This is a genomic window from Anaerolineae bacterium (assembly GCA_025062375.1).
In the GTDB taxonomy this organism is placed as follows: Bacteria; Chloroflexota; Anaerolineae; order SpSt-600; family SpSt-600; genus SpSt-600.
On record JANXAG010000010.1, the window covers coordinates 44008 to 55856 of the forward strand.

14 protein-coding genes and 1 pseudogene are annotated in these 11849 nt (G+C 54.0%); 8 read left to right on the forward strand and 7 right to left on the reverse strand.

Annotated elements, in window-relative coordinates:
• Positions 1-5 precede the first annotated feature (5 nt).
• From NZ653_04525 to thpR, 6 genes are all read left to right on the forward strand, one after another.
• Positions 6-986, forward strand: a complete 981-nt coding sequence (locus NZ653_04525; protein MCS7286382.1) for an arsenical pump-driving ATPase GET3 — start codon at positions 6-8, stop codon at positions 984-986.
• A gap of 13 nt (positions 987-999) precedes the next feature.
• Entirely contained in the window at positions 1000-1983 is a 984-nt protein-coding gene (locus tag NZ653_04530; GenBank protein MCS7286383.1) for an ArsA family ATPase, read from the forward strand.
• Positions 1984-2062: 79 nt separating this feature from the next.
• Positions 2063-2653 carry a sigma-70 family RNA polymerase sigma factor gene (locus NZ653_04535; GenBank protein ID MCS7286384.1) on the forward strand — a complete coding sequence of 197 codons (591 nt, stop codon included), beginning with the start codon at positions 2063-2065 and terminating at the stop codon, positions 2651-2653.
• 11 nt (positions 2654-2664) lie between these two features.
• Positions 2665-3360 (forward strand): zf-HC2 domain-containing protein, encoded by a 696-nt coding sequence (locus tag NZ653_04540; protein MCS7286385.1) that lies wholly within the window; start codon positions 2665-2667, stop codon positions 3358-3360.
• Positions 3361-3362: 2 nt separating this feature from the next.
• Positions 3363-4157, forward strand: a complete 795-nt coding sequence (gene mutM, locus NZ653_04545; GenBank protein MCS7286386.1) for a bifunctional DNA-formamidopyrimidine glycosylase/DNA-(apurinic or apyrimidinic site) lyase — start codon at positions 3363-3365, stop codon at positions 4155-4157.
• 408 nt (positions 4158-4565) lie between these two features.
• Positions 4566-5156, forward strand: coding sequence for an RNA 2',3'-cyclic phosphodiesterase (gene thpR, locus NZ653_04550; GenBank protein MCS7286387.1), 591 nt, complete (start codon positions 4566-4568; stop codon positions 5154-5156).
• Here thpR and NZ653_04555 read toward each other — a convergent pair.
• From NZ653_04555 to NZ653_04585, 7 genes are all read right to left on the reverse strand, one after another.
• Positions 5146-5370 (reverse strand): PD-(D/E)XK nuclease family protein, encoded by a 225-nt coding sequence (locus NZ653_04555; GenBank protein ID MCS7286388.1) that lies wholly within the window; start codon positions 5368-5370, stop codon positions 5146-5148. The two genes, thpR and NZ653_04555, sit on opposite strands and share 11 nt — an antisense overlap.
• Positions 5357-6028, reverse strand: coding sequence for a haloacid dehalogenase (locus NZ653_04560; GenBank protein ID MCS7286389.1), 672 nt, complete (start codon positions 6026-6028; stop codon positions 5357-5359). Before NZ653_04560 ends, NZ653_04555 begins: the two co-directional genes overlap by 14 nt.
• Positions 6025-6231 carry a hypothetical protein gene (locus NZ653_04565; GenBank protein MCS7286390.1) on the reverse strand — a complete coding sequence of 69 codons (207 nt, stop codon included), beginning with the start codon at positions 6229-6231 and terminating at the stop codon, positions 6025-6027. Before NZ653_04565 ends, NZ653_04560 begins: the two co-directional genes overlap by 4 nt.
• On the reverse strand, positions 6228-6875 hold the full coding sequence (locus NZ653_04570; GenBank protein ID MCS7286391.1) for a transaldolase: 648 nt from the start codon (positions 6873-6875) through the stop codon (positions 6228-6230). Before NZ653_04570 ends, NZ653_04565 begins: the two co-directional genes overlap by 4 nt.
• Before the next feature lie 10 nt (positions 6876-6885).
• Positions 6886-8205, reverse strand: coding sequence for a M20/M25/M40 family metallo-hydrolase (locus tag NZ653_04575; protein ID MCS7286392.1), 1320 nt, complete (start codon positions 8203-8205; stop codon positions 6886-6888).
• Between the two features lie 190 nt (positions 8206-8395).
• Positions 8396-8767 carry a DUF1992 domain-containing protein gene (locus NZ653_04580; protein ID MCS7286393.1) on the reverse strand — a complete coding sequence of 124 codons (372 nt, stop codon included), beginning with the start codon at positions 8765-8767 and terminating at the stop codon, positions 8396-8398.
• Positions 8767-10056 (reverse strand): glycoside hydrolase family 1 protein, encoded by a 1290-nt coding sequence (locus NZ653_04585; GenBank protein ID MCS7286394.1) that lies wholly within the window; start codon positions 10054-10056, stop codon positions 8767-8769. The genes NZ653_04580 and NZ653_04585 overlap by 1 nt, the downstream gene beginning before the upstream one ends.
• A 564-nt stretch (positions 10057-10620) precedes the next feature.
• Here NZ653_04585 and NZ653_04590 point away from each other — a divergent pair.
• Both NZ653_04590 and NZ653_04595 read left to right on the forward strand, forming a co-directional pair.
• Positions 10621-10985 (forward strand): annotated as a pseudogene (locus tag NZ653_04590) (GxxExxY protein).
• Between the two features lie 490 nt (positions 10986-11475).
• Positions 11476-11849, forward strand: a 374-nt coding sequence (locus NZ653_04595) for a hypothetical protein (GenBank protein MCS7286395.1), incomplete at its 3' end; no start/stop codon positions are given.

Below are 11849 nucleotides of genomic sequence, written 5' to 3' on the forward strand. Positions count from 1 at the left end.
GAAAAATGAGCCTGGCAGAAGTCTTCGAGAAACACCCCGAACGCCGATACATTGAGTTTGGAGGGAAAGGGGGCCTGGGTAAGACCACCCTTTCCGCTGCCACCGCCTATTGGCTGGCTAAAAAGGGGTACAAAGTTCTGGTTTTCTCAGTAGACCCACAGGCAAGCCTTTCGGATATTTTCCAGCGGGATATCTTTGGCAAAGGTGCCGTTGAGATAATCCCAGGGCTTTTTGCCCAGGAGATCGATGCCGATAAGCGTATAAAAGAATACCAGGATGAAATCAGGCAAAAAATTCTGGATATGTATGGCCTGAGCAAAGTCCCCGACGAGGTAGAGCGATACATCCAGGCTGCTGCCGCTGAGCCCGCTATGGAGGAAAGCGCCATCTTTGACCAGGTGGTGGATATTGTCGTTAAAGGCGATTACGATTACTACATTTACGACCTGGTCCCCCTGGGCCATGCCCTCTATTACCTCAGCATGGCCACGGTGTACGACCAGTGGATTGATAAGATCACCAAACTTAGACAGGAAATGGAGGAATACTCCAAGGTTGTGGCCATAATGCAGCGCAAAAAGGAGCTGGAGGAGGATAAAATCCTCCGGGAGCTTCAGGAAATCCGCTACCGTATAAATACTTCCTCCAGCATCCTGACCGACCGGGAAAAAACCGCTTTCTTCTTTGTGATCATTCCAGAAGAAATGGCCATTCTGGATACGGAGAAAGCGGCCAAGCTTTTCGCCAAATACAAGGTGCCTATCTCCGGATATGTGGTTAACCGCGTCCTTCCAGCGGAGCTGGAGCACCAGAACATACCTGAGTACCTGCGCTACCGCCTGGAGATGCAGAAGAAACATCTGGCTACCATCAAGGAGAAATTCGGCCATCAGGTTCTGGCCTACGTTCCGGAATTTGAGCGAGACATAACTGGCCTGGACATGATCCACCGGGTAGCTGAAGTTCTCTTTGGTAAGATTGAATAAGGGGAGGGAAGCCATGTTGAAAATAGAAAAGAACATGCTTCAGTTCATGCAGGAGCATCCAAACCTCAAGTATGTTTTCTTCGGCGGCAAGGGAGGTGTGGGTAAAACAGTGCTGGCGGGGGCGGCAGCTTTGTGGTTCGCTCAGCAGGGCAAATATACCCTCTTAGCATCCACTAACCCTGTCCATAGCCTCACAAGCCTTCTGGACCAGGATGTTTTCGGAAAGCCAACGCCAGTAAAGGGAGTTCCAAACCTCATAGCCTACGAAATTGACACCAAAGACACTATTGAGCGTTCCAAAAAGGAAATTCGGGAGAAGATTGAGTGGTTCCTCAAATATGCTGATATAAAGACCAGGGCTGATGAGTTCGTGGAGTCGGCCACCATGAACCCGGCCTTTGAAGAGTCGGCTATGTTTGAAAACATGGTAGACCTTATGTTCAAGGACGAATACGAGGTTTACGTCTTTGATACCGCCCCCACTGCCAACGCCCGCCGGCTCCTGGGGATGTCCAGCGTTTATTCCCTCTGGGTGGATAAGATGGTGGAAAGCCGTAGGGAAGCCCAGGCACTGCGCAGGCTCCTTTCCTTCACCAAAAGAGAGGAAAAAGACCCCCTCATGGAATACCTCCTCAACTTCAGAGACAGGATAAACAGGGCCAAAGCCCTCCTCACTAACGCGGAAAAAACTGCTTTCTTCTTCGTAACCCTGCCTGAGGCCCTTCCAATTGCCGTTATTCGCCGGTTCATAAACTGGTTCCAGGACTTCGGCATCCCCATAGGCGGAGTTATAGTCAACATGATGATTGATAGAAATGCAGTTGGGGATAATCCGCCAGAGTTCGTCCTGAACAGGATAGCGGCTCAGGAGCATTACCTAAAACTGATCGAGGAACTTTTCAACGGCATGGTCAGAGCTATTATCCCCCTCTATGAAACTGAAGTCCGGGGCGTGGAAATGCTGAAGAGGACGGCTAAAGCTCTCTTCGGGGAATAAAGGGGGATAAGGGGCTGCCTTTTGCTCTATCGCTATAGGGTGGAAGGTAGCTCCTTTTTTTGTTAATGGGATTTCTGGAATGCTTGAGGAGGAAAAGGAGCTTATAGAAAGGGCTCGCAGAGGCGATTTGGAGGCCTTCAATTCTCTAGTGATCGCTTACCAGAATGTAGCTTACAGCACTGCCTTTCGCATCCTGGGAAACCATCACGATGCCTCCGATGCCGTCCAGGAAGCCCTTATCAAAGCCTTCAAGGGGCTCTTTAAATTTAAGGGAGGGTCTTTCAGGGTATGGCTCCTCCGGATTGTGACCAATACCTGCCGGGATCTTCTGAGGGCCTCTAAAAGGAGACCAGCTACCCCTCTTTATCCTCAAGGGATTGAACCCGATAGAGCCGCCCTTTTATCCGATGTGGATAACCCTGAGAACTACGCTGAAAGGCAGGAGCTCGCTCGCCTTATTCAGGAGGCAATTGATCAACTGCCTTTCGATCAGAAAGCGGTAATCATCCTTTCGGATTTGGAGGGCTTTGATTACTGGGAAATATCTGAGGTCCTGGGCATACCTTTGGGCACTGTGAAATCCCGTCTGAGCAGGGCCCGGGCCAGAGTAAGGGATTATTTGCTGGCCCACCAGGAACTTTTGCCTTTGCGCTATCGTCTTAAGCCTTAGAGGTGAGCAGGATGTTCAACTGGAAGCACAGGAGGATCAAAGCTCTTCTTCCCCTATATGGGGATGAATCCCTTTCCCCAGGGGAAAGAAAAGCTATAGAGGAGCACCTGCAGGTTTGCGACGAGTGTCGGGCGGAATGGGAGAGCCTCCGCTGGGCGATTTCCCTTATCAAAGAAGCTCCCCAGGTTCCAGCACCCCGACTTTTTGTCGTGAGAGCTGCAGACCTGGAGCGAACTTCCGTCCCTATTGGGTTCTATGTGGCGAGGGCTTTCACTGCCCTGGCAGCCGCTGCTTTCTTTCTGCTTCTGGGATTTGACCTTCTCACCATTGCATTGGGAAAAGCCCCCACCCCTGTCCCGATGATCGCTACGGTCCCTGAGGTGACTCTGACGCCCACGCCTGCTCTGGAACCTTCTCCTCAGCTGGATACGGTGAGGAGCTTGCCGATGATCCCCTCTGCAACAGAGGAAAGAGAGGTGAACATAACCAGGGAAATAGAAGCCCTCGTTTTCAAGAGCCCGCTTCTGACTCCCGAACCGTCTCCTCCACCAGCGGAAACCCCCACTCCAACCCCAACGCCGATACCAGCTCCTCTGCTGGAGCGAAAGCCTCGGTTCCCCCTGCGCTGGCTCCCGCTGGAGATTGCAGTGGGGGTTAGTGCTTTGGCAGGGGGCGTTATCTCCTGGATCCTGAGAAGGAGGAAGTAGAAATGCCCGAGCTGCCCGAAGTGGAAACCATCGTGCAAGACCTCAAGCCTTTCCTGGAGGGGCAGCGCATCGCAAAGGTGGAAATCCTTAAACCGAAACTCGTTGTGGACCTTTCACCTGAAGCTCTGGAGGGGAAAACCATCCACCAGGTGAAGAGACGGGGAAAGTTTGTGGTCTTGGAACTATCGGATGGCTCCGGGCTCCTCTTTCACCTCAGATTAACCGGGAGGCTTTACCTTGCTCCTGCCTCCGATGCCTCCGCCGTTTTGACGGTCCACACTGAAGAGGGAGTTTCTCTTTCTTTTTACGACCCCAGAGGCCTTGGGCGGGCTTACTGGCATCCGGAACCGGAGGAATTTCTCCGTTTCCTGGGCCCTGAACCCCTGGATGAAGGCTTTACCCCTCAGAACTTACAGGAGATCCTTGCCGGCAAGAAAGCTTCGGTGAAGGCTGTCCTACTGGACCAGCGAAACCTGGCTGGGCTTGGTAACATTTACACCGATGAAGCCCTCTTTTTAGCAGGGATACACCCTCGCCGACCGGCTTTCTCCCTTTCCCGGGAAGAAGTGGAGAAACTTCACCAGGCTATCCGTGAGGTCTTAAAGGGTGGCATTGAAAGGCGTGGGACTACTTTCAGCACTTACAGAGATGCCTTCGGAAGGAAGGGGGAAAATCAGTTAAGCTTGAACGTTTTTAGGCGCACGGGGAAGCCCTGTCCCCATTGCGGTACCCCTATAGAACGGATGAAAGTAGCTGGAAGAAGCTCCCATTTCTGCCCTAAATGCCAGCCTTTGTGAAAGCTACTGAGGTTTGGGTTAATATGATGATGGTAAAGCTTTCTCCACCTTTGTGGGCTCAGGGTTAGCTACGGTTAAGGGTTTCACTTATGGGGGATTGCTTCGTACCCATCTTTAGAAGTTTTTGGTTGGCACCCCCAGATTCCCAAGGATGGGGGCTTTGTCCCCCCTACCCTCCAGTTTTCCCACCCTCGGGGGCTCAGGGTTCGCCACGGTTCTGGGTCCCACTCGTGGGCAAGTTGCAAAAGATGGCCGATCGCTCCCTTTTTAAGGTTTCTGGGGGCACATCCATCAGGATGGGGCTCCTGCCCACACCCTCGATTGCTGTCCGGGTGGGAGCTTGCTCTGCCCTGACGGTATCCAGAAAACAAGTAGGAAAGAGATTCATTGCCTTTGTGAGGTGAGATTATGGAGATGATACGCACTTTTGTGGCCATTGAGCTGGACGAAGAAGCCCTGGAATGGCTTAAAAGGGTCCAGGAACGCCTGAAGACGGAGCTCCCTCAGGGAATTGTGCGCTGGGTTGACCCCAAAGGTATCCACTTAACCTTGAAATTTCTGGGGGAAATCCCCGCGAACAAGGTTAAAGCCGTTGAGGAAGTCTTGAAGGAAGTGAGCCACCGGCATCGCCCCTTTTACTTTGATTACGGCGGTTTGGGTTGCTTTCCCTCCTCCTCCCACCCCAACGTGGTATGGGTGGGAGTAGAGGAGAAGACGGGAGCACTTCTGGCTCTTCAACAGGATGTGGAAAGAAGCCTTTTGAAGCTTGGTTTCAGGCCTGAGGACAGGCCCTTTTCCCCCCACCTGACCCTGGGAAGGGTGAGCAAGGGAGCTTCAAGCGCCGAAAGGAAACGATTGGGAGAATACATAAAAGCGGGGAAGGTGGGAAGCGGAGGTAAAGTTCTGGTTAAAGCCATAAGCCTTATGAAGAGCGACCTTCGCCCGAGCGGAGCTGTTTACACGCGCCTCGCCCTTTTCCCCTTGAAGTCTACTGGATAACCGCCAGGAAAATAAGGCAAAGGCCTGCCAGAAGGAGAGCAACCCCCACAGCCCACAACCTGTTCAGAGCAAAAACCCGCTTCTGATGGAGGCGGTGAAACTCCTCTCCCTCCTCAAGCTTCTCCCGGGACTCAGGCTCTATTCCCATAACCCGCCTGAGCCACCAGGCTCGGGGGCAAAAAACGTATTCTTCAATTTCGCTAACCCTTATCACCGGACCCTTTGAGCCACTCATACCTGGCTTTTTCCAGGCTCAACCGCAAACGGTAATTCTCATAAGCTGCTGTGAAATCGCTCCTGGTCTTTTCCGTCACCCCTCGGACCATATCCCCCGTGTGCCTTAACCCACCTGTGAGGGCATCGGGAAAATCAAGAGTCATGAGCAAAGCATAGACTTCGTCCATGATATCCAGAAGCTCTTCCCCTCTGGCAAATTCATCCCTGCGGATCAGGTCCAGGATATGGCGCCTGAGCTCGCCCATGGCTTCCCCGAAGCCCCGGAGGTAAGTTTCGGGCTCAACTCCAAGATCCGCCGGGCTGGGGATGGCTTTTTTCAGGAGAAGGCTACGCACCACTGAGGCCTCCACAAACTCCTTGAGAGCATCCTGAGCATACCCGCTGTAGTAAAGGTCGGGGTAGAGGGCGGCCAGATCTTTTAAGTGGGAAGCTATCTCTTTGGCTTTCTCCAGCAAGTAAAAGGCTGTATCCCATTCCCCGCGATGGCAGGCTCTTATGGCCATAGCGCTGTGGCGGGTAAGCTCTCTGGCGTCAGCAAGGGCTTTCTCCCGGGCTTCATTCTTCCGGCTTAAATTTTCCCTCGCCTCCTCCACGAATTTCCGCAGGGCTTCAATGGTTTCACGAGCGTAGCTCATGATCTCCTCCGGAAGAAATGGAAGATAAGGAAAACCAGAATGGATACTATCAGGGCCATCCCGGCTATGAGCCAGGCCAGAGCTAAGACAAGGCTAACGCATCCAGCTAAGACTCCCAGGTCAAGCTGGAGGGAATTCCCGTCGGAAAAGCGGCACCCATTTGCTGTAAAGATCAGGAGCACAGAAATAAGGCACCTCTTCATTCCCTTTCCTCCAGGGACCTGCCCGCCTGAACGAATTCTTCCACCGCCTGCAGCGATAGGGGGTGCTCAGCCATGGCTTTGAGGATGGACCAGGGAACGGTTATGTGCTGGGCACCACAGTTTAGGACCGCAAGAGTCTCCTCCACCGATTTTAAGCTTGCCGCTATTATTTGCACCTCCGAGCCCTGAAGTATCCGGGAAATTTGAGCGACCAGCTCCAGGCCATCAATCCCCTGGCGGGTTGCCCTGTTGACGTAGGGGATAACATAGGTAGCTCCCGCTTCCCTGGCCAGGAAGGCTTGCGATGGACTATACACAGCCGTCAGGGCGCAGCGCCACCCTTTCCTGGCCAGTTCAAAAAGAAGCTTGAGCCCTTCCCAGGTGGCGGGGATTTTGGGCACCAGAATTGCTCCCGCAATCTCCCGCATTCTCTCCAGCTCTTCCCTGGCTTTATCAAGACCGGTGGAGAAAGGCTGATAAAGGAGCTCTTCAGGCCAGAGCTCGGAGATGGCGGAAACGATTTCCTCCGGCTTCTGGCCCGTGCGGGCGATCAGGAGAGGGTTAGTGGTCACCCCCCGAACAAAGCCCGAAGAAAGGGCCTCTCGCACTTCTCCCAGGTCAGCGGAATCCACGTAGATAGCCATCACCCCTCCTCTAAGCGCAGAACTTTCTTACCACTTTGTACAGGACCCGAACCCCAAAAAGCAGGCTTTCAATGGAAATTCGCTCATTGTGGGCATGGGCCAGTTCTAAGAAATTGCACTCAGGGTCATACTTCATAGGGGAGAAACCGTAAACTTTAACCCCTCTCTTGGCCAGGAAACGGCTGTCGGTGGTGGCGGGGAGCATGTAGGGGATGACTTTGGCCCTGGGGTCTTCTTCAGATATGACTTCCTGGATGATGCGGAAAAGTTCTGTTTCATAATGGATCTCAAAGGGTTCGGGTTCCATGAGCACCTCTATTTCCACATCGGGCCCGAGGTAAGGGCGAATTTCAGCCAGGAGGGTTTCTTTGGTTTGGCCCGGGAGAACGCGGCAGTCTATTTCTGCTTCAGCTTCGGATGGAATGACATTGGTCTTCTGGCCAGCTCTCAGAACAGTTGGAGTGGCAGTGTTATGGAGGAGGGCTCTGAACACGGGAGCGAGCCTTTTCCTATCAGGCAGGCATCTGAGGATAAGAGGTTCAAAAAAGGGGTTCAAGATTAAGGGAAAAAACCAGGAAATCGGGAATCCCTGGTCCCGGGCCAGCGTTTTGATAAATCGTTCGACGGTTGCGGTGCGGTGCATGGGCAGGCGGGCTTTCCCCAATCGGACCAGGGCTTCGGCCAGTTTGAGAACGGCATTATCATCCTTGGGAGTGGAAGCATGGCCTGGCTTACCTTTCGCCCTGACCCTTATCCAGCAGGGGCTCTTTTCGGCAGTATCGCAAACATAGTAGCGGCGGCCAGCGAATTCAATTCCATATCCTCCCCCTTCGTTCAGGGCATATTCGCACTTTAAAAGCTCTGGATGGTTCTCCAGGAGCCACTTGACCCCCATAGTCCCGCCCATTTCCTCGTCGGCTGTGGCTGCCATAATGATGTCCCTTTTCAGGCTCAAACCTTCCCTTTTGAGCTGGATTAGGCACATCATCTCCATAACCGTTAACTGCTTTACATCCACAGCTCCTCTTCCCCAGATATATCCATCCACAATCTCCCCACCGAAGGGATCGCGTGTCCAATGGGCTTCCTCCACCGGGACTACGTCCAGGTGGGATAGAAGGAGCAGTGGTCCTGCTTCACCGCGGCCCCTAAGGCGGGCAATGACGTTCCCCCGTCCAGGGGCTGATTCTATCACTCTAACTTCAATTCCTTCTCGGCTTAGAGTTTCGGCCACATATTCGGCGGCAGGGGTTTCATTGCCAGGAGGGTTCACTGTTTTTATACGTATGAGTTCCTGCAGGTGTTTTACAGCCTCGTCTTTTACCTCCATTTTTGCCTCCTTAAAAACAAGGTTTTCCCCGTCCAAAGCATAGGGCAACCAGCAGGGTTAGCCCCGGCTCCCACATGAGAGAAAACACCCTCTTGGCTCTTCTTATCCCTGTTTCTTTCCCATGAACTCAAAACGGATTGCGCGATGTGAGGAAAATTCCGGGGCTCCCCTGATTTCTCCCCCCAGCAGTTCAAGGGATTTTCGGGCAGAATTTGCGACGTTGTAGCCACACTATCGGAACTTTCAGGTTAAAGAGCTCTATGAGCTTATTGATTTCCTCCACCTCTTCCTTCAACCAGCACCGCTTCCCCTCATCGGTTCCCCGCAGGGAACTGGCTGCTTTTTGCCAGTTTTCAATTCTTTCCCGGATCTCGTTATCCAAGGCAATCCAATCCGGGACAAATCCCGCACTAGCTAAGATTTTAAAGGCGAGGCGCCACTCAGGAGGGGTGAAGGGGTAATCTTCCAGAGCGAGGGGCTGGCCTTTTCCTGGAAGGTTATCAAATTCGCCCCTGGCGATGGCTTCTTTGATTTTCTCCTCCACGATTTCTCCCCAATCCATTAGATCCCCCACTCTGTCAGCATATCCTGAGTTATAGCGTTGGCTTTACAGATGCGGGCGTAAAGTTCGCCGCTGGGCCTCATTTTCCTCTCCTGAGTCTTTTCGTTCAGGGCTATGAGGCCAAAGCGTCTGCTCCACCCCTCTGCCCACTCAAAATTATCCACCAGGGTCCAGAAGAAATAGCCCTTTACCGGGGCGCCGTCCTGGATAGCCCTCCATAGAGCCAGGAGATGGCGGAGGAGAAAGCGGGGGCGAACTTCATCGGTGCTATCAGGACAGCCGTTTTCGGTCACGTAGATGGGCTTTTTGAGCATGGCAAGCTCCATGACGAAGCGGTAAAGGCCATCGGGGTAATATTCCCCCCAATCTTCGGGGCCCTTATCCCCTCCTGGTGAAGGGAAACGTCTGACGAAAAATTCTCCTGGCCTGCGGATGTCAAAAGCTACCAGGTCCCGGACGTAATAATTTATCCCGGAGAAATCAATGGTATTGACCATTTTGTCCACCGTCTCCCCCCTTCCCAAGGGGAAAGCAAGCTTGCCTTCGGTTACGGCTTTGAGGAAAAGCCTGTTGAAGAGCAAATCCAGCAACCTTGCCATCGCCCTATCCAGGGGGAATGAAGGCTGAGCGGGGTCAAATACACGCATGTTATATGCCAGGCCGACCATTGCTTGTGGCTGGAGGCGGTGGATAGCGTGGTAGGCGGCGGCGTGGGCTTCGGCCATGTTCCTCATAACTTTTAGGGCCAAAGCGAAATCCTTCTTCTGGGGTGGCCAATAGGCGATCATATAACCTTCGTAAGCGTAAACATTGGGCTCGTTAATGGTGCACCAGAGATCACATAAATCCCCGAGAGCATCCACCACTTTAGTTACGAACCGCTCAAAGAGGGGAATTATTTGGCGGTTCTCCCATCCCCCTTTAGCTGCCAGCCAACGAGGGTTAGTGAAATGGTGCAGGGTCACCATGGGCTTGAGGCCATTCTGGTGCATGAACTCCAGAATCTGGCGGTAGCGTGTCAGGGCTTTCTCATTCCACACCCCTTCCTGGGGTTCTATACGGCTCCATTCCACCGAGAGACGGTGGGCGTTCTGGCCCATCTGGGCGGCGATGGCCAAATCCTCTTCAGCTCTGTGCCACCAATCGCAGGCTGCCCCTGAAGTTGAGCCATCCTTTATGTGCCCCGGGACCTTTTCCCATTCCCACCAATCGTTATTATCGTTATACCCTTCCACCTGGTGAGCGCTCGTAGCAGTCCCCCAAAGGAAACCAGGAGGGAAAGTATACATATTTTTCCTCCTTTTCTGGAGTCAGCAAGGCAATTATACGGAGAAATTGGGGTTAAAGCAAGGAACCGGGCTGAGTTTCAGAATTTACTCGGATAAAACCTGGGATTTGCCCCACTGAGCGATGCTGATAAAGCTAAAAGCCAGCACCGTAGTAACGAACTCTTGGTGGAAGAACCACGTGAACTTGCGCGATTAGGAAAAGTGGTCTAAAATATATTAAAAGCTTAACAGCTGAATATCGAGCTTCTGATCCTGTTCTGTTACCTGGGGTTATAAACGTGAGACCGTATTTTTTCTTGTTTGCCCTTGTCTTCTAAAGCCTCTGCAGAAGACCGAGCTCCTGAAAGTAAAAAGATAGGCCTTAGCGTTGTTGCTGGTTCCCCGCATTGAGAAGCGGCAGATTTTGTATTACCTTGCTGGTTTAAGCAAGGCTGGAAAAGAAAAAAGCCTGTGCCCTCGAAAGAGGGATAACGGGTGGGCGGAGCATTGGGATGGGTAAATAAAAGGATTGAAACCACGGATTCTTTCTTATCCGTGAAATCCGTGGTCAGAAGAGATACCGTTATGCCGGAACTGTTGTATGGGGATTTGACCGGGGCCATTATCGGCGCTGCGTGGAAGTGCACCGGATTCTGGGGCACGGGTTTCTGGAAGCAGTCTACGAAACAGCCCCGGCGCGCGAACTGGACCTGCGCGGCATCCCTTACGAACGCCAGAAGCGGCTGACGGTCACTTACAAGGGCGAGGCGGTGGGCGAATACATCGCCGATTTTGTGGTGGACGGAAAAGTCGTGGCTGAACTGAAGGCCACCAAAGGTCTGACAGAAGTAGACGAGGCCCAGTTGCTGAACTACCTGAAGGCCACCGGCTTGCGGGTGGGACTGCTTCTGAATTTCGGCATCCCCTCGCTGGAACATCGGCGTCGGGTGTTGTTATGTAACCTCGGATTTCTCGGATTCCAAATATTTTTAATCCGTGAAATCCGTGCAATCCGTGGTTCCCATCATATCCGTGAAATCCGTGTCATCCGTGGTTAGAAAACTGACCCTCGCCGCGCTGACCGCGATGCTGTTGGTCCTCCACGGCCCGACCCTGGCCGCTCTCGCGCTCCATAACGGGGCTGGGCTCCTCCTGCGCCCCCGCTGGCAAGCCGCCGGGGAGGGAGGATTTCCGGCGTGCGGGGCTGGCGTCGCTCCAGCCGCCGGGGCCTGGATAGAGCGGGCCCTGTGCCTGAACCCTCAGGACGAACGGGCCTGGCTCCTGCGAGGCCGCGCGGCCTGGCTGGCCGGCCGCTGCGACGGGGCCCTCCGGGATTGGGAGCGCGCCCTTTCCCTGAACCCGAGGGACCCCGCCGCCTGGGCCCTCTACCTGGCCGCCGGAGGAAATGGCCTGCAGCCCGATCCGGCTATCGCCGAAGGGGTGGCGTCCTACTTTCTCTTCCTGGGCGACCGGAGCCAGAAGGCTGAGCAGTGGGAGGACGCGCTGCAGTGGTACACCCGGGCCTTCTCGCTGCATCCCACTACCGCAGCGACCTGGAAACTGGAGGCCCTCTACCTCCGGTTGGAGCAGAAAGAAGCGGCGGTAGCGGTGTGGGAAGAACTGGCCACTCATCTTCCCACATCCGATCCCGACCGCTGGTGGGCGCTGGGCCGGGCGGCGGAACTTTCGGAGAGGTGGGAACACGCAGCCCTCTTCTACGGCGAGGGCGCCCGCCGCAGCCCCAGGCCCTACGACTTCCGAATGCGGGAGGGCGCGGCCTGGGAGCGGCTCCGGGACTGGGCCCGGGCCGAAGC

Bases quoted from the DNA above. Each gene is read 5' to 3' on its own strand.
- NZ653_04585 (MCS7286394.1), bottom strand. From the start codon at position 10,056: ATGTATACTTTCCCTCCTGGTTTCCTTTGGGGGACTGCTACGAGCGCT.
- NZ653_04565 (MCS7286390.1), bottom strand. From the start codon at position 6,231: ATGAAGAGGTGCCTTATTTCTGTGCTCCTGATCTTTACAGCAAATGGG.
- thpR (MCS7286387.1), top strand. From the start codon at position 4,566: ATGGAGATGATACGCACTTTTGTGGCCATTGAGCTGGACGAAGAAGCC.
- NZ653_04525 (MCS7286382.1), top strand. From the start codon at position 6: ATGAGCCTGGCAGAAGTCTTCGAGAAACACCCCGAACGCCGATACATT.
- NZ653_04580 (MCS7286393.1), bottom strand. From the start codon at position 8,767: ATGGATTGGGGAGAAATCGTGGAGGAGAAAATCAAAGAAGCCATCGCC.
- mutM (MCS7286386.1), top strand. From the start codon at position 3,363: ATGCCCGAGCTGCCCGAAGTGGAAACCATCGTGCAAGACCTCAAGCCT.
- NZ653_04535 (MCS7286384.1), top strand. From the start codon at position 2,063: ATGCTTGAGGAGGAAAAGGAGCTTATAGAAAGGGCTCGCAGAGGCGAT.
- NZ653_04530 (MCS7286383.1), top strand. From the start codon at position 1,000: ATGTTGAAAATAGAAAAGAACATGCTTCAGTTCATGCAGGAGCATCCA.
- NZ653_04575 (MCS7286392.1), bottom strand. From the start codon at position 8,205: ATGGAGGTAAAAGACGAGGCTGTAAAACACCTGCAGGAACTCATACGT.
- NZ653_04540 (MCS7286385.1), top strand. From the start codon at position 2,665: ATGTTCAACTGGAAGCACAGGAGGATCAAAGCTCTTCTTCCCCTATAT.
- NZ653_04560 (MCS7286389.1), bottom strand. From the start codon at position 6,028: ATGAGCTACGCTCGTGAAACCATTGAAGCCCTGCGGAAATTCGTGGAG.
- NZ653_04570 (MCS7286391.1), bottom strand. From the start codon at position 6,875: ATGGCTATCTACGTGGATTCCGCTGACCTGGGAGAAGTGCGAGAGGCC.